18 protein-coding genes are annotated in these 18,340 nt (G+C 67.9%); 7 read left to right on the top strand and 11 right to left on the bottom strand.

What is annotated here, in order from left to right:
- Positions 1 to 59 precede the first annotated feature (59 nt).
- Complete coding sequence (locus GVY41_RS18005; protein WP_161348396.1) at positions 60 to 1,388, bottom strand: amidase; 1,329 nt, start codon at positions 1,386 to 1,388, stop codon at positions 60 to 62.
- Between the two features lie 83 nt (positions 1,389 to 1,471).
- On the opposite strand from GVY41_RS18005, the gene GVY41_RS18000 reads away from it, so the two are divergent.
- A complete protein-coding gene (locus tag GVY41_RS18000; protein WP_161348395.1) occupies positions 1,472 to 2,710 on the top strand; it encodes a UbiH/UbiF/VisC/COQ6 family ubiquinone biosynthesis hydroxylase in 1,239 nt (412 codons plus the stop codon).
- On the opposite strand, the gene GVY41_RS17995 is transcribed toward GVY41_RS18000, so the two are convergent.
- The 4 genes from GVY41_RS17995 to GVY41_RS17980 form a co-directional block, all read right to left on the bottom strand.
- A complete protein-coding gene (locus GVY41_RS17995; RefSeq protein WP_161348394.1) occupies positions 2,707 to 2,889 on the bottom strand; it encodes a Trm112 family protein in 183 nt (60 codons plus the stop codon). The genes GVY41_RS18000 and GVY41_RS17995 overlap by 4 nt on opposite strands.
- Complete coding sequence (locus GVY41_RS17990) at positions 2,886 to 3,533, bottom strand: LON peptidase substrate-binding domain-containing protein (protein WP_161348393.1); 648 nt, start codon at positions 3,531 to 3,533, stop codon at positions 2,886 to 2,888. The genes GVY41_RS17995 and GVY41_RS17990 overlap by 4 nt, the downstream gene beginning before the upstream one ends.
- 44 nt (positions 3,534 to 3,577) lie before the next feature.
- Positions 3,578 to 4,489, bottom strand: a complete 912-nt coding sequence (gene trxA / locus GVY41_RS17985) for a thioredoxin (RefSeq protein WP_161348392.1) — start codon at positions 4,487 to 4,489, stop codon at positions 3,578 to 3,580.
- A 64-nt stretch (positions 4,490 to 4,553) separates the two neighbouring features.
- A complete protein-coding gene (locus GVY41_RS17980) occupies positions 4,554 to 5,342 on the bottom strand; it encodes an exodeoxyribonuclease III (RefSeq protein WP_161348391.1) in 789 nt (262 codons plus the stop codon).
- 146 nt (positions 5,343 to 5,488) lie between these two features.
- On the opposite strand from GVY41_RS17980, the gene GVY41_RS17975 reads away from it, so the two are divergent.
- Positions 5,489 to 6,043: a hypothetical protein gene (locus GVY41_RS17975; RefSeq protein ID WP_161348390.1), complete on the top strand. Its 555-nt coding sequence runs from the start codon at positions 5,489 to 5,491 to the stop codon at positions 6,041 to 6,043.
- Positions 6,044 to 6,222: 179 nt separating this feature from the next.
- On the opposite strand, the gene GVY41_RS17970 is transcribed toward GVY41_RS17975, so the two are convergent.
- The gene (locus GVY41_RS17970; RefSeq protein ID WP_161348389.1) at positions 6,223 to 6,909 is read right to left on the bottom strand and encodes a response regulator transcription factor; all 687 of its coding nucleotides are present in this window, start codon (positions 6,907 to 6,909) and stop codon (positions 6,223 to 6,225) included.
- Positions 6,910 to 7,092: 183 nt separating this feature from the next.
- On the opposite strand from GVY41_RS17970, the gene ribA reads away from it, so the two are divergent.
- Positions 7,093 to 8,184 carry a GTP cyclohydrolase II gene (ribA, locus tag GVY41_RS17965; protein ID WP_161348388.1) on the top strand — a complete coding sequence of 364 codons (1,092 nt, stop codon included), beginning with the start codon at positions 7,093 to 7,095 and terminating at the stop codon, positions 8,182 to 8,184.
- Complete coding sequence (locus GVY41_RS17960) at positions 8,181 to 8,684, top strand: L,D-transpeptidase family protein (protein WP_161348387.1); 504 nt, start codon at positions 8,181 to 8,183, stop codon at positions 8,682 to 8,684. Before ribA ends, GVY41_RS17960 begins: the two co-directional genes overlap by 4 nt.
- A gap of 34 nt (positions 8,685 to 8,718) precedes the next feature.
- Here GVY41_RS17960 and GVY41_RS17955 read toward each other — a convergent pair whose 3' ends face one another.
- The 5 genes from GVY41_RS17955 to GVY41_RS17935 form a co-directional block, all read right to left on the bottom strand.
- Positions 8,719 to 9,864 carry a saccharopine dehydrogenase C-terminal domain-containing protein gene (locus tag GVY41_RS17955; protein WP_161348386.1) on the bottom strand — a complete coding sequence of 382 codons (1,146 nt, stop codon included), beginning with the start codon at positions 9,862 to 9,864 and terminating at the stop codon, positions 8,719 to 8,721.
- Positions 9,865 to 9,875: 11 nt separating this feature from the next.
- The gene (locus GVY41_RS17950) at positions 9,876 to 10,922 is read right to left on the bottom strand and encodes a saccharopine dehydrogenase (protein ID WP_161348385.1); all 1,047 of its coding nucleotides are present in this window, start codon (positions 10,920 to 10,922) and stop codon (positions 9,876 to 9,878) included.
- A 71-nt stretch (positions 10,923 to 10,993) separates the two neighbouring features.
- Entirely contained in the window at positions 10,994 to 11,248 is a 255-nt protein-coding gene (locus tag GVY41_RS17945; RefSeq protein ID WP_161348384.1) for a WGR domain-containing protein, read from the bottom strand.
- A gap of 222 nt (positions 11,249 to 11,470) precedes the next feature.
- A complete protein-coding gene (locus GVY41_RS17940; RefSeq protein WP_161348383.1) occupies positions 11,471 to 12,190 on the bottom strand; it encodes a response regulator transcription factor in 720 nt (239 codons plus the stop codon).
- A complete protein-coding gene (locus tag GVY41_RS17935) occupies positions 12,187 to 14,106 on the bottom strand; it encodes a hybrid sensor histidine kinase/response regulator (RefSeq protein ID WP_161348382.1) in 1,920 nt (639 codons plus the stop codon). The genes GVY41_RS17940 and GVY41_RS17935 overlap by 4 nt, the downstream gene beginning before the upstream one ends.
- Positions 14,107 to 14,353: 247 nt before the next feature.
- On the opposite strand from GVY41_RS17935, the gene GVY41_RS17930 reads away from it, so the two are divergent.
- From GVY41_RS17930 to GVY41_RS17920, 3 genes are all read left to right on the top strand, one after another.
- Positions 14,354 to 16,324: a long-chain fatty acid--CoA ligase gene (locus GVY41_RS17930; RefSeq protein WP_188816072.1), complete on the top strand. Its 1,971-nt coding sequence runs from the start codon at positions 14,354 to 14,356 to the stop codon at positions 16,322 to 16,324.
- Between the two features lie 14 nt (positions 16,325 to 16,338).
- Entirely contained in the window at positions 16,339 to 17,151 is an 813-nt protein-coding gene (locus GVY41_RS17925; protein ID WP_161348381.1) for an ABC transporter ATP-binding protein, read from the top strand.
- 101 nt (positions 17,152 to 17,252) lie between these two features.
- Positions 17,253 to 18,242, top strand: a complete 990-nt coding sequence (locus GVY41_RS17920) for a branched-chain amino acid ABC transporter permease (protein ID WP_161656926.1) — start codon at positions 17,253 to 17,255, stop codon at positions 18,240 to 18,242.
- Positions 18,243 to 18,340: the final 98 nt, after the last annotated feature.

Below are 18,340 nucleotides of genomic sequence, written 5' to 3'. Positions count from 1 at the left end.
CCGAGGGGTCCACAAAAAGCGAAGCCCGCCCAGCAGTTGCGGGGCGGTTTTGTGGTATTTCAGCCCAAGGCCGCCTCTGCCGCGTGGCCAAGGCGCAACAGCCGCTCCTCCTGCCCAGCCGCGCCCATCAGCGAAATCCCGGTTCCGGGCACCCCGGTCGGCAGCGTCAGCGCGCAGAGGCCGAAGAGGTTGCCGATGCGGGTGTTGCGCAGCGCCAGCAGGTTCTCGGTGGCGAAATAGGCCGGGTCCGACAGCAGCCGCGCCGCATCGGGCGGCAGGATCGGCGCGGTCGGCACCAGCACCGCGTCATATCCCGCCACCTCGGCCGCCCAGTCGCGGCGCAGCGCCGACAGCCGCTGCCAGCCCGCCACATATTCGGGGGCCGACACCGCCTGCCCGCTGCGGAAGCGTTCCAGGATCAGCGGATACATCTTCTCGGGCGCCGCCTCGATCACATCGGCCCAAAGCCCATAGGCCTCGGGGGCGAACAGCGTCGGCGACAGCGCCATCGCCAGATCGGTGATGCGCAGCTCGCGCCGGTCGATCTGGGCGCCCGCCTCGGCCAGCCGCGCCACTGCGCTCTCGAAGGCCGCCACCGGCACCTCGCGCGCGCCCTCGAAGGGCAGGCCTTCCAGCACCAGAAGCCGGGTGCCGTGGAGTTGCGCCCCGGTCAGGTCGGCCGCGCGCCCACCCTCCAGCGCCGCCAGCAGCAGGGCGCAATCCTCGACCGTGCGCGCCAGCGGGCCGACGGTATCGAAGCGCAGCGCCAGCGGCACCACGCCTTGCAGCGACAGTCGCCCCGAAGTGGTCTTCAGCCCCACCAGCCCGTTCCAGGCCGAAGGGATGCGCACCGATCCGCCGGTATCGGACCCGATCGCCGCCGCCGCCAGCCCCAGCCCCACCGACACCGCCGAACCGGAGGAGGAGCCCCCCGGCGCCAGCGCCGGATCGTTCACATTGGGCGGCGTCGCGGTCATCGGGTTGAGGCCAAGGCCCGAAAACGCCAGCTCGGTCATATGCGTCTTGCCAAGGCAGACCAGCCCGCCCGCCGTCGCCGTCGCCACCACCTCGGCATCCGCGGTCGGCACCCGGCCTTCCAGCAGGCGCGATCCCGCCTCGGTCGCCACGCCCGCCGTATCGAACAGGTCCTTCCAGTTGATCGGCACCCCGTCCAGCACTCCGCGCCGCAGCCCGGCCTTGGCCCGCTGCGATGCCGCCGAAGCCTCGGCTAGCGCCCGCTCCTCGGTCAGCCTTGCATAGATGCGCCCCGCCTCGGGATGCGCCTTGGCGGCGGCCAGATAGCCTTGCGTCAGCGCCAGCGGGTCCAGATCGCCGCGGCCGATGGCGCGGCCCTGCTCTGCCGCGGATTTCGTCAGCCAGTCCTGCATGTCGCGCCCCTCATCTGCTTTGCGCGCAGGCTAGCGGCCGAACGGCGCATGGACAATCCCGCGCGCCGCGCCATATTTGCGGCATGAAAACCGATACAGACGTGCTGATCGCCGGCGGCGGCCTCAACGGCCCCGCCCTTGCCCTCGCCCTTGCCGGGGCGGGGCTGACCGTGACCGTGGTCGATGCGCAGCCCGCGCGCGCCCGCGCCGATGCCGCGTTCGACGGCCGCGCCTATGCGCTGGCCATCGCGTCCAAGCGTCTGCTGGAGGCGGTCGGCCTCTGGTCCGGGCTTGCGGACAAGGTGCAGCCGATGACGGCGGTGAAGGCCAGCGACGGGCGCCCGGGCGAAGGGCCCTCGCCCTTCTTCCTCGATTTCCAGTCGGCAGAGCTGGAGGAGGGGCCCGTCGGCTACATGCTGGAGGACCGCCACCTCTATGCCGCCTTCCTAGAGGCGATGCAGGCGAACCCGCGCATCACCCATATCCCTGCCACCAGCGTGATCGCACAGGAGCCGCTGGCCGCCGGCATCGCCGTGATCCTGTCGGACGGCCAGACCCTGACCGCGCGCCTGCTGGTCGGCGCCGATGGCCGCCGCTCGGGCGTCGCCGAACGCGCCGGGATTACCCGCAGCGGCTGGGGCTACGGGCAAACGGCGCTGGTCGCGGCCATCGCGCACGAACGCCCTCATGGCGGCGTGGCGCAGCAATTCTTCATGCCCTCCGGCCCGCTGGCGATCCTGCCGCTGACCGGCAATCGCAGCTCCATCGTGTGGAGCGAGGCCGACGAGGCCGCGAAAACCATCGCCGCGCTCGACGATGCGGCCTTTCTTGAGGTGCTGCGCCCCCGGTTCGGGGATTTCCTAGGCGCGATAAGCCTTTGCGGGCCGCGCTTCATGTATCCTCTGAACCTGACGCTCGCCAATGCCTACACCGCCCCCCGCATCGCCCTGATCGGCGACGCCGCCCATGGCGTTCACCCGATTGCCGGCCAGGGCCTGAACCTTGGCCTGCGCGACGTGGCGGCGCTGGCGGAGGTGCTGGCCGAGGCGAAGCGGCGCGGCGAAGACATTGGCGCGGCGGATGTGCTAGAGCGGTATCAGCAATGGCGGCGGTTCGACTCCACCACGCTGGCGCTTGGCATGGACAGCGTCAACCGGCTGTTTTCCAACGACAACCCGCTGCTGCGCGCGGGCCGCGACCTTGGCATGGGCGTGGTGCAGGCGATCCCGGCGCTGCGGCGGGGCTTCATGCGGCAGGCGGCGGGCCTGTCGGCGGGGCCCTTCGGCAAGCTTCCCCGTCTCTTGGCTGGCCGGCCGCTCTAGTCGATCTGCCGCGCCTCGTCGATCAGCAGGATCGGGATGCCGTTGCGGATCGGGAAGGCCAGATGCGCCGCGCGCGAGATCAGCTCCATCGCCTCTGGGTCGTAGGCCAATGGCGCGTGGGTCTGCGGGCAGACCAGCGCCTCGAGCATCCGGCGGTCGGAACGGGTGTCGTCGGTCATTGCAAGATCTCCTCATCGCCGCCGCTGCGCAGGGCAAACTCGATCAACGTCACCAGCGTCTCGCGCCGGTTGGCCAGCGTCGGCGCCTCCAGCAGGGCCTGCTTCTCCTCGGGTTCGAAGGGCAGCAGCATCGAGAGCGAGTTCAACAGCAGCTCATCCTCCGCATCCTTCAGCGTGCCCCAGTCGGTGGCAAGCTGCTCGCTGGCGAAGTAGCGGCCAAGAAGGTCCAGAAACTGCTCGCGCCGGAAGCCGTCATCCTGCTCGGCGCGGCCAAGGTCGCGCTCGAACCCCTCCCATGCCACCTCGGCGCGGATATAGGGCGCAAAGCCCGGCAGTTCGCGGCGCAGGCGGAAGCGTGAAATCCCGGTGAGGGTGATCATGTAGCGGCCATCCTCGGTTTCCGAGAAGGCGGTGACCCGGCCCGCGCAGCCAATGGCGCTGAGCCGCTTTTCCCCGCCGCCCGCCGGCATTCCGCGCGGCTGGATCATGCCGATCATCCGTTGCCGGGTTTTCAGCGCGTCTTCCAGCATCTGCAGGTAGCGCGGTTCGAAGATATGCAGCGGCAGCCGCGCCCGGGGCAACAACAGTGCCCCGGGCAGCGGGAACAGCGGGATCGTGTCGGGCAGCTCTGCGAATGTCATCATTCCGTGCCATCTAGTCCGGTCGCTGCGCCCGGCAAACCCCGGGCCTAAAGGAAGATCATCGAGCTGAGCTTGCGGCGGCCCTTGAGCACGATGGGATCGGTCGGCTTCAGCGCGTCGAAGATCGTCAGCAGCTGCGACTTGGCCGCGCCCTCGTTCCACTCACGGTCACGGCGGAAGAGGTCCAGCAGCTGGTCCACCGCCTCCTCGACCCGGCCCGCGGCATGCAGCGCCAGCGCCAGATCGTAGCGGGCCTGATGGTCGCTCGGGTCGGCCTCCACCCGGGCCAGCAGGTCGGTCACCGGGCCGGCATTCTCTGCCTGCCGCGCCAGCGCCAGTTGGGCGCGGGCAGCCTCCACCGGCGCCGTGGCGGCGATCTTGGCGGGGGCGGCGGTCAGGAAGCCCTCGGCCTGATCGAGATTGCCAAGCGCGATGTGCGAGCGGACAAGGCCCCCGAAGGCATCGGCATTCTCGGGCTCCTCCCCCAGGATCGCGGCGAAGGTTTCGGCGGCATCCACCGCGGCGCCCTCGGCGAGCATGGTCTCGGCCGCCTCGATGGCCTCGGCCAGCCCGCCATCCCCGGCCAGCGCCGACAGCTTGTCCACGAAGGCCTTGATTTCAGAGTTCGGCAGCGCGCCCTGGAAGGCATCAACCGGCTGGCCCTGCCAGAAGGCATAGACGGTGGGGATCGACTGCACCCGCAGCTGCGAGGCGATCATCTGGTTCTCATCGACATTGACCTTGGCCATCACGACCTTGCCCTTGGCGGCGGCCACCGCCGCCTCGAGCGCCGGGCCAAGCGTCTTGCAGGGGCCGCACCACGGCGCCCAGAAATCCACGATCACTGGAACCTCGCGGCTGCGCTCCACGACCTCGGCCATGAAGTCGCGTTCCGACACGTCGCGGACCCAGTCGTTCTTTGCCGGTGCGGTTCCGGCAGACCCTGTCAAGCCAAGCATTGCAGCCCCCTTCGGATGGTTTGCCCCTATATGCGCGCTGCGTTTCGCGGCGCCAAGGGGTCAGTCACAGGTCGAATGTCGCAAAGACCGGCGCGTGGTCCGACGGTTGCGTCCAGCCGCGGGCCCCCCGCAGCACGCGGCTGGAATGCGCGGCGGCGGCGATGTCGGGCGTGGCCCAGACATGGTCCAGCCGGCGGCCCTTGTCGGCGGCGTCCCAGTCGGCGGCGCGGTAGCTCCACCAGCTATACAGCAGCCCCTGGGGGATATCCTGGCGGGTGATGTCGACGAAGCGGCCGGCCTCTTGCGTGCGGGCCAGCTGCTCCACCTCCACCGGCGTGTGGCTGACGATCTTCAGCAGCTGCTTGTGGCTCCAGACGTCATCCTCGCGCGGGGCGATGTTCAGATCGCCCACGAGGATCGCCTTGTGCGGCCGGTCGGCGGCGAACCAGTGCTGCATGTCGGTCAGGAAATCCAGCTTCTGCCCGAATTTCAGGTTCTGCTCGCGGTCGGGAATGTCGCCCCCCGCCGGGACGTAGAAGTTATGGATGGTGACGCCATTCTCCAGTTTCGCCGCCACGTGGCGGGCATGGCCGAGCGTGGCGAAATCGCGGTCGCCGGCATCCGTGATCGGCAGCTTCGACAGGATGGCAACGCCGTTATAGCCCTTCTGCCCCCGCGCCACGCAATGCGTGTAGCCAAGCGCGGCAAAGGCCTCCAAGGGCATCTTGTCCACCGGGGCCTTGCACTCCTGCAGGCACAGGATGTCGGGCGCCTCATCCGTCAGAAGCTTCGAGACCAGCCCTTCGCGCAAGCGGACGGAGTTGATGTTCCAGGTGGCGATGGTGAAGGGCATGGCGGTCTCCTGCGGTGTGCGCGCGACCATAGCCAGACCGGGCGGGGGCGGCAACGCCTTGGGGTCACTCTGTGCTTACCCCAATGTGACTTGGCCTGCCCCGCCGGGCATGCGACACCTTCGGCAACAGAAGAAGGAACCAAACCATGCGCAAACTCGCCCCGCTCGCCCTCGGCCTGATGCTCTCGCTCGCCGTTGCCGCCCCCAGTTTCGCCCGCCCGATGGAGGGCGCCGAGGCCCGCCGGATGCAGACCTCTGTCGATGTCTATCTGGGCGCCATCGGGCGCGGCGAGGCCGACCGGGTGGTGGCGGCGCTGCCGCCGCGGATCAAGAACATCTTTGCCGGTTCGGCCGGGATCGAGGCCGGCAAGCTGGATGGCGTGCTGATCGAGCAGACGGCGGCGCTGCTCAAGGCGGCGAAGTTCGATGACCTCGCTGCGGATTACACCGCCGTCGACGCGACGGATTCGGTGCTGGCCGATGGCACCCGGGTGACCTGGACGGTGGTTCCCACGCAGTTCAGCGTCGAGACCGACGCTGGCAAGGTGCTGAACCGCCAGCCGCTGCTGGTGCTGAACGAGGCCGGCAAGTGGTATATGATGCGGATCGAGGGCGCGCAGCAGCAAGAGCTGGTGTCCATCGCCTATCCGTTCCTGAAGGATGTCAGCTTCCCTGCGGCCAGCACGGCCCCGATGCAGTAAGCGGGCAAAAAAATGCCCGGGCGCAAGGCCCGGGCAAGTCCGACAGGGAGGGAAGCCGCGCCATGACCCCGGCGCGGGAGGGCTTCGAATTTCGCGCCGCGCCATATTGCGGCGCGGTCCGGGTCCAACCGCGAAAGCCTTGGTAGGTTCCCGCGGCCGGACAAGTTTCCGGTCGGCGGTCAGGCCACCAGCCGATATCCGCCAGCTTCCGTCACCAGCAGCCGCGCGTTCGAGGGATCGGGCTCTATCTTTTGGCGCAGGCGGTAGATGTGGGTTTCCAGCGTGTGGGTGGTGACGCCGGCATTGTAGCCCCAGACCTCATGCAGCAGCACATCGCGCGGCACCACGCCATCGGGGGCGCGGTAGAGGAACTTGAGGATGTTGGTTTCCTTCTCGGTCAACCGAATCTTGCGCTCCTTCGGGTCGATCAGCATCTTCATCGACGGCTTGAAGGTATAGGGCCCCAGCTGGAACACCGCGTCTTCGGACTGTTCATGCTGGCGCAGCTGGGCGCGGATGCGGGCCAGCAGCACCGGGAACTTGAACGGCTTGGTGATGTAGTCGTTCGCGCCGGCGTCGAGGCCGAGGATGGTGTCCGCATCGGTATCGTGGCCGGTCAGCATGATGATCGGGCATTTCACGCCCTGCTTGCGCAGCCGCTTGCACAGCTCGCGCCCGTCGGTGTCGGGCAGGCCGACATCGAGGATCACCAGATCGTAGATCGCGGATTTCACCTTTTCGACCGCGTCATGGCCGGTGCCGGCCTCGAACACGTCGAAATCTTCGGTGGCGACCAGTTGTTCGGCCAGCGCTTCGCGCAGGTCTTCCTCATCGTCCACCAGCAGGATCTTCTTCAGGTTGGCCATGCTCTTGCCTCCTTGGTTGTCTGTGATCAGCGGGCTCGTTTTGCTGGGATCAGACATGCGCGCAGTGCAGGGCTGCGGCAAGCCATGCGTCAAAACCCTCACGCGGACGTGTCGCTGGGGCGGGATATGTTTCAATTCATGTCGGCCGGGTCTATCTAGAACCGGCAGATACCCGGAGTTTCCATGCCGCTTGGCCCCACGATCCTCGAACGCCTGAACCGCGCCCGTGCCGATCTGCGCATGGGCGTGCCGGTGGTGCTGACCCACGCAGAAGGCGCGGCGCTGGTGGTGGCGGCCGAGGCGGTGGATGCGCCGCGGCTGGCGGGGATGCGGGCGATGGGCGGCGAGCTGGCGCTGGCGATCACGGACCGGCGCGCCACCACGCTGAAGGCGCGGGCCTATGACGGCGACCTTGCGCGCATCGCGGTGCCGGGCGATGCGCCGATGGCCTGGCTGCGGGCGGTGGCGGACCCGGCGCGCGACCTCGATGCGCCGATGAAGGGGCCGTTCCACAGCCTGCGGGGCGGACCCGCGAGCCTGCACCGCGCCGCGATCCGGCTGGCGAAGTCTGCGCATCTGCTGCCCGCGGCGCTGGTGCTGCCGGTGGCGGACGGGCCCGCGCTTGCCACGGCCGAGGGGCTGACGCTGATCGACATGGGCCTCGCCGGCCCGGCGCTGGAGTTGGCCGCGCCGCTGGCCCCGGTGGTCAGCGCCCGCCTGCCGATGGCCGCCGCGGAGAAGGGCCGCCTGCACATCTTCCGCCCCGGCGATGGCAGCGAGGAGCATTATGCCATCGAGATCGGCCAACCCCCCCGCGACGCCCCGGTGCTGGCGCGGCTGCACTCTGCCTGTTTCACCGGCGACGTGCTTGGCAGCCTGAAATGCGATTGCGGCCCGCAGTTGCATGCCGCGCTGGAGCAGATGGGGGCCGAGGGCGCGGGTGTGCTCCTCTACCTCAACCAGGAGGGGCGGGGGATCGGCCTTGCCAACAAGATGCGCGCCTACCGCCTGCAGGATCAGGGCTTCGATACGGTCGAGGCGAACCACCGGCTGGGGTTTGAGGATGACGAGCGCGATTTCCGCATCGGCGCCGGCATCCTGCGCCAGATGGGCTTTGGCGCGGTGCGGCTGCTGACCAACAACCCCGCCAAATGCCGGATGCTGGAGGCGAACGGGATTGCGGTGACCGAGCGCGTGCCGCTGCGCGTCGGCCAGACCCGCCACAACGCCGCCTATCTGGCCACCAAGGCCGCCAAATCGGGACATCTGCTGTGAAATCCACCGATCTTGTCGTCACGCCGATGGGCGTGCGCTTCCTGAACCGGACCTTCCCTGCCACCATCGGCCGCGGCGGCATCAGCGCCGCCAAGCGCGAGGGCGACGGCGCCACTCCAGCCGGCATCCACCGCATTGTCGGGATGCTCTACCGCCCGGACCGCATCGCCAGGGCCGAACTGCCGAAATGGGCGGTGCCGATCCGGCCCTTCGATCTGTGGTGCGATGATCCGGACCACGAGGATTACAACCAGATGGTCGCCGCCCCCTTCACCGCCAGCCACGAGGTGCTGCGCCGCGCCGACCCGATGTATGACCTGGTGCTGATCACCGACTGGAACTGGCCCGAGGCCCAGCCGGGCCGGGGGTCCGCGATCTTCCTGCATGTCTGGCGCCGCCCCGGCGCGCCGACGGCTGGCTGCGTCGCCTTCCGCCGCCATCACCTGATCTGGATCGCGAACCGCGTCCGGCACGAGACGCGGCTGGTGGTGCCAGGCTAGCGCAGCGCCCCCGCCTGCGCGGGGGCCGCCAAGTTCAGTTCAGGTGGTCGACCTTGTCCATGACCTGCGCAAGGCCTCGGACCTTGCCCAGCCATTCCGCCACCAACCGCGGATCATGCGGCGCCGCGTGAACGCCCGCCGGGATATCCCCCACCAGCACGGCCTCCACCGCCAGCGATACCGGCACAGAGACCAGCCGCGCCATCGCGGTGCCGCTGGCATCGCCCCAGGCATCCATCGCCCAGGTCTTGTGCCAGACCACCTTGCCGTCGCGCTCGGCCTTCAGCGACACGAACAGCACCACCCGGTCCGGCTCGCCCTCCGCATAGGCATTCTCGCGCCAGAAGCCGTCCGCCATTTCGGCCAGGCGCGCATCGCCCTCGGGCCCCGACAGGGTCTCGATCTCGGCAAAGACCGGCGCCCAGGCCTCGGCCCAGCCGGTCAGGCGCAGGGTGCCGCGCACGAACTCCTTCACCTGCCAAGCGGGGTCGAAGCGGTAATCGGCCAGGAAGGGCAGCGAGTCGCGGTTGGGATAGACCTCGAACGCTTCTGCCTCGGGCAGTGGCGCGTCATAGCCGCTGATCGCGTCCCAGGGGCGCGAGACGACACGCTCCGCGTGGTTCTGGATCGAGCGGGAGGGCGAGCGCAGGGCCTTCAGCACCCCCAGCGGCGACCACGAGAACTTGTAGCGGAAGGGGTTGGCCACTTTCGGCACGCCGCCGCAATAGGAGGTGAAGGAGAGCACGTTGGCCGCATCGAAGGCAGGGCTGGCGCGGTAATCGGCCACCAGATCATGCGCCATCAGATGATCGATGCCGGGATCGAGGCCGACCTCGTTCACGAGCGCCACGCCGGCCGCGCGGGCGGCCTCCTCCAGCGCCCGCATCTCGGGCGCGATGTAGCTGGAGGAGACGAAATGCGCGCCCTTGTCCACGCAGAGCGTGGCGATGGCGACATGCTGGTCGGCGGGCAGCATCGACACCACCAGATCGCCGGGGGCGAGGGCAGCTTCGAGATCCGGCAGCGAATACGCGCGGATCGCGTCCGTCAGATCGCCCACAGCCTCGCGCGCCTTGGCCGGGGTGCGGTTCCAGACGGTGACGGGATGGCCCGCCTCGATCAGGCGGCGCAGGCCGGGGATCGCGGACAGGCCGGTGCCGCACCAATGGATCATGGTCATGGGATATCCTTTCACAGCGCCGCGGAATGGCGGTCGAATTCGGCCTTGGCACGGCCCCAGACGCCTGCGTCCAGCGTGGGCAGGGCCAGCAGCGAGGGCAGCAGCTGCGCGGCGTAGTCGAAGCTCGATTCCACCGGCAGCAGCGAGGGCAGGTTGTCGATGGCGGTCACGTCCAGCACCGGATCCGTCGCCACGCGCAGGGCGGGATCGGCCCAATCGGTCGTGCGGTCATAGACCTTGATGGGCGAGAAATCCGAGGTCGGATCGCAGGCGATGTCGCCGATCACGGCAAGTGCGCGGGAGGCGGTCAGGGCCGAGGCCGGCACGAAGACCGGGCAGCCGGGGCGGGCGAGGATGCAGTTCAGGAAGATCTCATGCGCCAGCACCTCTGGGAAAGGCCCGCCATGCGCGGTTTCTGCCATGTCCCAGCGGGTGACGGGCAGGCCGAGCGCGGTGCAGAGGTCGGCGGCGCCGGTGCCGACGCGGCCAAGCGCGCCGATGATCAGGGCGCGGGGGGTGGCGCCGGCAAGCTCGGCCGCCAGACCCTCCAGCAGCGCGGTCTTGTCCGCATAGCGGGAGACCGGGCCGCAAAGTGCGCCCTGCTGCTGCGCGGCCCAGCATTTCAGCGCCACGGCGGCGCCAGCATAGCCCGCCCAATATCCGAAGGCGGCGACGCGGCGGCCGTCCTCGGCCACCAGGTATTCGAGGTCATAGAGCGTGCCGCCCCCGGCGCGGAAGCGGCGCAGCAGCACCTGCCCGGCGGGTTGGCCCTTGTAGGCATGGCCGAACAGGATGTGGCGATGGGTCAGGGGCGTGCCGTCCTCGGGCAGTTCCTTCAGCCCGAAGATGATCGCGTCCGCAGGCGCCTCGTGCCAGGAATTCTCGGCCGCGATCTCGCAACCGGCATCCACATAGCCCTGCAAGGGAATGGCGCGGACAGAGCTGTCCTCGACCGTCACCCGCAGCCCGGCGGCCAGCAGCGCGGCGGCGCCGTCCGGCGTCAGACCGACGCGTTCCTCATTCGGGCGTTGCTCGGCCCGCACCCACAGATGTGTCATCTTATCCCCCGAACTTGGCCCCGCGAATTTGCTGGCGCAGGAGTAGGACAGCCGCCAAGTCGGGGCAAGGCTCAGCGCTGGCGCAGCACCGGGCTGGCGCGGGTCAGCCGGTAGCCCTGCCGCTGCGCCCGGGCGCGCAGGGTTTCGGCGGCAAGGCAGGCCTCGCGCAGGTTGGCATACCAGGCGATACGGGTGCAGCCCTCGCGCCCGGCCGCGCCGGTTTCGCGCAGCAGGGTGTATTCGCCGAAGAGGTTGTCGCTGATCTCGACCCGGACGAAGCGGGCGCGCAGGTCGTTGCGGCGGCGGTGCAGAAGGATGTCGATCATCGGCGCGGTCCCTTCGGGGTGGAGGGTCTTGGAATCACAGGTCGCGCCCGGGTGCAAGCGAAGGGGAGGGGGCCGTCTGCCCCCTCTTGGCGCTTCGCGCCAATTCACCCCCGAGGATATTTGGAAAAGGCAAAGGACAAGCGTGTCTTCCGCCTTTGCCTTGTCCAAATATCCCGGGGGACGCGCGCCGCAGGCGGGCGGGGGGCAGGGCCCCCAGCGACCTCAGCCCCAGGTGACGTCGCCGAGGAAGATGTAGCCCGCCCCATAGATGGTCTTGATCAGGCGGGGGTTCTTGGGATCCTCGCCCAGCTTGGTGCGCAGGCGCGAGATGCGCACATCCATCGCCCGGTCGAAGCTGTCGCCCGCGGCGCCGCCAAGGCTTTCTTGCATCTGCGCGCGCGAGATCAGGCGTTTGGGGGCGTCGAGGAACAGGCGCAGCACCTCGCCTTCGGCATGGCTGAAGGGCACTTCGGTGCCATCCTCGGCAACCAGCACATAGCGGTCGAACTCGGCCGTCCAGCCGGCGAAGCGGGCGGTGCGGGGGCTGCGGTCGGTCTCGGGGCGGCCCTTGCGCAGGCGGGCGCGGATGCGGGCGACCACCTCGGCGGGATCGAAGGGCTTGATGATGTAGTCATCCGCCCCCAGCTCCAGCCCCGTGACCCGGTCCTGCACCTGCGCGCGGCCCGAGATGATGATGATCGCCGCGCCCGATTCCAGCGCAAGGCGATGCACCAGCGCCAGCCCGTCACGGTCGGGCAGGCCCAGATCGACAAGACAGACATCGGGGGCGGTGCGCTTCAGCGCGGCCTCGAACTCGGTGGCGCGGGCGAAGCAGGTTGTGCGGAAGCCGGCCTCGACCAAGGCATCCGACAGCATCCGGCGGATTTCGGGCTCGTCATCCAGGATGGTGACATGCGGGGGACGGGTCGGGGGCAGGGTCATGCGGCCTCCACGGTCAGGAACGCGGCCAGATCTGCGGGCGTGAAGGGTTTGCCAAGCACCGGGCAGGGCGCGGCGCGGCGCAGGGCATCGCCTGCGGGCAGCGAGGTCATCAGCAGCAGGCGGGCGGGGTGGGCCTGTTCCTGCAGGGTGGTCGCTAGGTCCACCCCGGTCATGCCGCCGGGCAGGCCGATGTCTGACAGCACCAGCCCCAACCCCGGCAGCGCCGCAAGCTCCAGCGCCTCGGCGGCGCTGGCGGCCTCGATGACGTTATGGCCAAGGCCGCGCAGCATCTCGCGCACGTCGGTGCGGATCTCGTCGCGGTCCTCGACCAGCAGCACCAGCAGCGGGTCGGGGGCCTTGGCGGCGCGGCGCAGCGGCAGGCGCAGCACCACGCGGGCGCCGCCGCTGTCGCGGTTCTCCAGCCGGACCGAGCCGCCGGACAGCTTGGCATGGTCATAGACCATCGACAGGCCAAGGCCCGAGCCCTCGCCGCCCTTGGTGGTGAAGAACGGGTCGAGCCCATGTTCCAGCGCCGCGGCGGAAAAGCCGGGGCCTGAGTCCTCGACCACCAGGTCGAGCCAGGTGTCGCGCACCGCGCGGGCGGCCAGCTCGATGCGGCCGGGGCCGGGGCCGATGGCGTCCTTGGCGTTGAGGATCAGGTTCAGCAGCGCATCTTGCAGCGACCCGGCATCGAGCAGGAAAGAGCCAAACAGCCCGCCCTCCGAAACGGACAGGCTGACGCCTTCGGGCAGCGCCGGGCCCGCCATCGTGGCGAGGTCGCGCAGGAACGGGCCAAGGCGTGTGGGCTGGGGACGCAGCTCGCGCGGGCCCGAGATCGAGGCGATGCGGTCCAGCAGCGTGCCGCCGCGGCGGGCCGCCGCCAGCGTGGCGCCGACCAGTTCACCAGCCCCGGCGGGCAAGGCCGGCATCCGCGCAAGCCGGCCTTGCAAGCCGAGGATGATGGTCAGCAGGTTGGCGAAATCATGCGCGAGGCCCGAGGTCAGCTGTGCCGCCAGTTCCCGCTTGGCCGATTGCGACAGGGCCGCACGGGCCTGCGCCTCGGCGGTAACATCGGTGGACAGGATATAGACGCCGTTCACCGTGCCATCGCTGTCGGTATCGGGCGTCAGCGCGATGCGGATGCGGCGGCCTGAAGGGGTGTGGGTAATCTCATAGACATGCGCCTCGCCCGCCAGCGCCCGGTCGATGCCGGGCATGATCCGCTCTGCCGGGTCCGGCCCCAGCACATCGGTCATGTGGCGACCGACGATGCCCGACAAGCTGCCGGGCATCACCGAGGACAGCCGCCGGTTGGAGAAGGTATAGCGGCGGTCACGGTCGATATGGGCGATATGCGCCGGCGTCATCTCGGTGACCAGACGGGTGCGCGCCTCGATCTCCGTCAGCTCGCGCTTGGCCTCTTCCAGCGCGGCATTGGTGGCGGCAAGCTGGCGGTTCGCCTGCGCCAGCTGTTCGGCATGGGCCAGAAGCTGCGCCGACAGATCCTCGGACCGGGCGCGCAGCAATGCCTCTTGCTGCTTGATGCTGGTGATGTCGGTATAGACCGTGACCCAGCCGCCCTGCGACAGCGGTGAGCCTTCGACCGAGATGGTGCGGCCATTGGCGCGGGTGCGTTCCATGTAATGCGGGCGGAAGGCGCGGGCCTGATCGACGCGGGCCTGCACCTCGGCCTCGATATCGGCGGCGGGACCATATTCGCCGCGCTGCACCAGATAGCGGATGGTTTCGGCAAACGAGGTGCCGGGCAGGGTCAGCGCATCGGGCAGGTCGAACATCACCTGGTATTGCCGGTTGCAGACGGCCAGCCGCAGGTCGCGGTCGAAGATCGACAGCGCCTGCTGGATCAGGTTCAGGCCCGCGCCTGTCAGTTTCTGAAGCTCGTCACCTTGCATCATGGCCCGGCTTCCTCCCCGAAGCCTGTGCGATGGCTAGCACCCGCGGAGGGGCGCGCCTAGAGCGAAGCGCGTCCGGAGGGCGGGCTGCAAGAATTCGTAAGGATTGCGACAAAGTCGGGTAATCATTGAGGGCGAGCTTCATGGAAGGCGCAGCGGGGAATTGAGGAGTTGCCCGCCGTGTGGCCCTGTCGGGGCCAAGGGGAAAGAGCGTGCGGCCCCGCAGACGGGCACATGCGAGGGAGGATACATGGTGGAAATGACGGCGCCTTCGGACGCCCTGCACTCCATTCCCGCGTTGCTGGCGCGCAACGTGGCGCGGATCGGCGCGCTGCCGGCCTACCGGGAAAAGGAATTCGGGATCTGGCAAAGCTGGACCTGGGCGCAGACGGATGACCAGATCCGCGCGCTGGCGCTTGGCTTCCTGTCGCTGGGGGTCGAACGCGGCGACCATATCGCCATCATCGGCCGCAACCGGCCGGCGCATTACTGGGCCATGGTCGCGGCGCAGATGTGCGGGGCCGTTCCGGTGCCGCTGTATCAGGACGCGGTGGCCGATGAGATGGCCTATGTGCTGGACCATTGCGGCGCGCGCTTCATCGTCTGCGGCGATCAGGAGCAGGTGGACAAGGTGCTCGAGATCGAGGACCGTGTGCAGCATATCCAGCATGTGATGTATAATGACCGCCGCGGGATGCGGAAGTATGACCATTCCCGCATGAACGCGCTGGCCGATGTGCAGGCCGAGGCGCGGGCCGGGCATTTCCGCTATGAGGGCGAGCTGACCAAGCGCATCGCCGAGCTGGATTACGACAGCACCTGCGTGATGCTGTACACCTCGGGCACCACCGGCAAGCCCAAGGGCGTGGTGCTGTCGAACCGCAATATCATCGAGACGGCCAAGAACACCTCGGGCTTCGACCATCTGCGCCACGGGGATGAGGTGCTGGCCTATCTGCCGATGGCCTGGGTCGGCGACTTCATCTTCTCGGTCGGGCAGGCCTACTGGACCGGCTTCACCGTCAACTGCCCGGAAAGCCCGGCGACGATGATGACCGACCTGCGCGAGATCGGGCCGACCTATTTCTTTGCGCCGCCGCGGGTGTTCGAAGGCCAGCTGACCAATGTAATGATCCGCATGGAAGATGCCGGGCGGCTGAAGAAGAAGATGTTCGATCACTTCATGGCGCTGGCGCGGCAGGTGGGGCCGGCGATCCTGGATGGCAAGCCCGTCAGCATGATGGACCGGCTGCGCTATGGGCTTGGGAACATTCTGGTTTATGGCCCGCTGAAGAACACGCTGGGGTTCAGCCGGATCCGTGTGGGCTATACGGCGGGTGAGGCGATCGGGCCCGAGATCTTCGATTTCTACCGCAGCCTCGGCATCAACCTGAAGCAGCTTTACGGGCAGACCGAGGCTTCGGTGTTCATCACCCAGCAGCCCGATGGGCAGGTGCGGTCCGATACCGTGGGCGTGCCGAGCCCGGGGGTCGAGGTGAAGATCGCCGAGAATGGCGAGGTGTTCTACCGCTCGCCCGGCACATTCGTCGAGTATTTCAAGAACCCCGAAAGCACCGCCAGCACCAAGGATGCCGAGGGCTGGGTGGCGACCGGGGATGCCGGGTTCTTCGAGGACGGCACCGGGCATCTGCGGATCATCGACCGCGCCAAGGATGTGGGCAAGATGGCCGATGGCCACCTGTTCGCGCCCAAGTACGTTGAAAACAAGCTGAAATTCTATCCCAACATCCTGGAGGCGGTGGTCTTCGGCAACGCCCGCACCATGTGCACCGCCTTCGTCAACATCGACCTGCAGGCGGTGGGCAACTGGGCGGAGCGCAACAACATCGCCTATGCCAGCTATCAGGAGCTGGCCGGGCACCCGCGCGTCTATGACATGATCCAAGGGCATGTGGAGGAGGTGAACCGGTCCGTCGCCGCCGATCCGATGCTGGCGGGGTGCCAGGTCCACAGGTTCCTGATCCTGCACAAGGAACTCGACGCCGATGATGGCGAGCTGACGCGGACGCGGAAGGTGCGGCGGAACATCATCGAGAGCAAGTTCGCCGAGCTGATCGACGCGCTCTATGACGGGCGGGACAGCATCTACACCGAAACCGAGGTGACCTACGAGGATGGCCGCAAGGGCGCGATCAAGGCGACGCTGACGATCCGCGATGCCGCCGTGCAGGGCACCCAGACAAGGATGGCGGCGGAATGAACGCGGAAACTGCCATGAAAACCGAGGGTTACACCACAGCCGATGGCCGGAAGATCGGCGGCGTGCTGATGGAGATGAAGAACATCACGCTGCGGTTTGGCGGGGTGACGGCGATCAAGGATATCAGCTTCGATATCCGCGACGGCGAGATCCGGGCGATCATCGGGCCGAACGGGGCGGGCAAGTCCTCGATGCTCAACGTTATCTCGGGGTTCTATGTGCCGACCGAGGGCGAGGTCTGGTTCAAGGGCTTTCGCCGCGGGCCGATGAAACCCTATCAGGTGGCGCAGCTGGGCATTGCCCGCACCTTCCAGAACATCGCGCTGTTCGACGGGATGACGGTGCTGGACAACATCATGACCGGGCGGCTGACGCTGATGAAGACCGGCATTCTGGCGCAGGCGATGTGGTGGGGTTCGGCGCAGCGCGAAGAGAGCGCCCACCGTGAGAAGGTGGAAAAGATCATTGATTTCCTTGAGATACAGGCGATCCGCAAGACCCCTGTGGGGCGGCTACCCTACGGTTTGAAGAAGCGCGTGGAACTGGCGCGGGCGCTGGCGGCAGAGCCGAAGATCCTGCTGCTGGACGAGCCGATGGCGGGGATGAACGTCGAGGAAAAAGAGGACATGTGCCGCTTCATCCTGGATGTGAACGACGAATTCGGCACCACGATCTGCCTGATCGAGCATGACATGGGCGTGGTCATGGACCTGTCCGACCGGGTGGTGGTGATGGATTACGGCAAGAAGATCGGCGACGGCACGCCCGATGAGGTGCGCGCCAATCCCGAGGTGATCGCCGCCTATCTGGGGGTGGCCCATGACTGAGGCGCCAATACAGAACCCATACGGAAACCATATGGCACCCGTATGTAAACAAAATATGGCACCCGTATGTAAACAAAAACAGTCGGACATCGAGGTGCGCCATGCTGCCTGACCAGATCCTGTTCGCGCTGGAAGTCACCCTGAACGGCCTGATGGCCGGGGTGATGTATGCGCTGGTCGCCCTTGGCTTCGTGCTGATCTTCAAGGCCAGCGGCATCTTCAACTATGCGCAGGGCGTGCTCGCCCTCTTTGCTGCGCTGACGCTGGTCGGGTTCCAGAACGGGCAGATCCCGTTCGCGCATCTGATCAACGCCACCTTCGGCACCAACCTGCATACCTTCGGCTGGACGCTGCCCGGCATCGTCGCCATCGCGCTGACGGCGGGGGTCATGGTGCTTCTCGCCTGGCTGATCGAGCGGCTGGTGCTGAAGCATCTGGTGAACCAGCCGCCGATCATCCTGTTCATGGCGACCATCGGCCTTGCCTATTTCCTGGAAGGGCTGGGCGACGTGATGTGGGGCGCCGACATCAAGACGCTGGACGTGGGCTTGCCGCAGGGCATTTCCGAAACCGTGGAAAGCGCGACGGCGGCGCTGCTGGGCTATGGCTTCTTCATCGACAACCTCGACATCGTGGCGACCATCGTGGCGGTGATCCTTGTCGCCACGCTGACCATCTTCAGCCAGTATTCCAAGCAGGGCCGGGCGCTGCGGGCGGTGGCCGACGACCATCAGGCCGCGCTGTCGGTGGGGATCAGCCTGCGCTTCATCTGGGTGCTGGTCTGGTCAATCGCCGGGTTCGTGGCGCTGGTCGCCGGGATCATGTGGGGCACCAAGTCGGGTGTGCAGTTCAGCCTGAGCCTGATCGCGCTGAAGGCGCTGCCGGTGCTGATGCTGGGCGGGTTCACCTCGATCCCGGGCGCCATCGTCGGCGGGCTGATCATCGGCGTGGGCGAGAAGCTGTTCGAGTTCACCATCGGGCCGATGATCGGCGGGGCGACCGAGAACTGGTTCGCCTATGTGCTGGCGCTGCTGTTCCTGGTGTTCCGGCCGCAGGGCCTGTTCGGCGAAAAAATCATTGAGCGGGTGTAAGATATGGGATTTGATCCGATGCGTCCGAGTGTCGCAACCACGGGGAACACCCGCGCTGCATTCCGGGCAGGGGCCGTGCCGATGACGGCCGGCCGGGG

It is taken from the genome of Frigidibacter albus, assembly GCF_009908165.1.
In the GTDB taxonomy this organism is placed as follows: domain Bacteria; phylum Pseudomonadota; class Alphaproteobacteria; order Rhodobacterales; family Rhodobacteraceae; genus Frigidibacter; species Frigidibacter albus.
The sequence above is the reverse complement of the archived record's forward strand: the minus strand, read 5'-3'. Positions and strand labels throughout refer to the sequence as shown.

What these genes read in the sequence shown, in the direction of transcription:
- GVY41_RS18005 (WP_161348396.1), bottom strand. Translation starts at nt 1,388, where the DNA reads ATGCAGGACTGGCTGACGAAATCCGCGGCAGAGCAGGGCCGCGCCATC.
- GVY41_RS18000 (WP_161348395.1), top strand. Translation starts at nt 1,472, where the DNA reads ATGAAAACCGATACAGACGTGCTGATCGCCGGCGGCGGCCTCAACGGC.
- GVY41_RS17995 (WP_161348394.1), bottom strand. Translation starts at nt 2,889, where the DNA reads ATGACCGACGACACCCGTTCCGACCGCCGGATGCTCGAGGCGCTGGTC.
- GVY41_RS17990 (WP_161348393.1), bottom strand. Translation starts at nt 3,533, where the DNA reads ATGATGACATTCGCAGAGCTGCCCGACACGATCCCGCTGTTCCCGCTG.
- trxA (WP_161348392.1), bottom strand. Translation starts at nt 4,489, where the DNA reads ATGCTTGGCTTGACAGGGTCTGCCGGAACCGCACCGGCAAAGAACGAC.
- GVY41_RS17980 (WP_161348391.1), bottom strand. Translation starts at nt 5,342, where the DNA reads ATGCCCTTCACCATCGCCACCTGGAACATCAACTCCGTCCGCTTGCGC.
- GVY41_RS17975 (WP_161348390.1), top strand. Translation starts at nt 5,489, where the DNA reads ATGCGCAAACTCGCCCCGCTCGCCCTCGGCCTGATGCTCTCGCTCGCC.
- GVY41_RS17970 (WP_161348389.1), bottom strand. Translation starts at nt 6,909, where the DNA reads ATGGCCAACCTGAAGAAGATCCTGCTGGTGGACGATGAGGAAGACCTG.
- ribA (WP_161348388.1), top strand. Translation starts at nt 7,093, where the DNA reads ATGCCGCTTGGCCCCACGATCCTCGAACGCCTGAACCGCGCCCGTGCC.
- GVY41_RS17955 (WP_161348386.1), bottom strand. Translation starts at nt 9,864, where the DNA reads ATGACCATGATCCATTGGTGCGGCACCGGCCTGTCCGCGATCCCCGGC.
- GVY41_RS17950 (WP_161348385.1), bottom strand. Translation starts at nt 10,922, where the DNA reads ATGACACATCTGTGGGTGCGGGCCGAGCAACGCCCGAATGAGGAACGC.
- GVY41_RS17945 (WP_161348384.1), bottom strand. Translation starts at nt 11,248, where the DNA reads ATGATCGACATCCTTCTGCACCGCCGCCGCAACGACCTGCGCGCCCGC.
- GVY41_RS17940 (WP_161348383.1), bottom strand. Translation starts at nt 12,190, where the DNA reads ATGACCCTGCCCCCGACCCGTCCCCCGCATGTCACCATCCTGGATGAC.
- GVY41_RS17935 (WP_161348382.1), bottom strand. Translation starts at nt 14,106, where the DNA reads ATGATGCAAGGTGACGAGCTTCAGAAACTGACAGGCGCGGGCCTGAAC.
- GVY41_RS17930 (WP_188816072.1), top strand. Translation starts at nt 14,354, where the DNA reads ATGGTGGAAATGACGGCGCCTTCGGACGCCCTGCACTCCATTCCCGCG.
- GVY41_RS17925 (WP_161348381.1), top strand. Translation starts at nt 16,339, where the DNA reads ATGAAAACCGAGGGTTACACCACAGCCGATGGCCGGAAGATCGGCGGC.
- GVY41_RS17920 (WP_161656926.1), top strand. Translation starts at nt 17,253, where the DNA reads ATGCTGCCTGACCAGATCCTGTTCGCGCTGGAAGTCACCCTGAACGGC.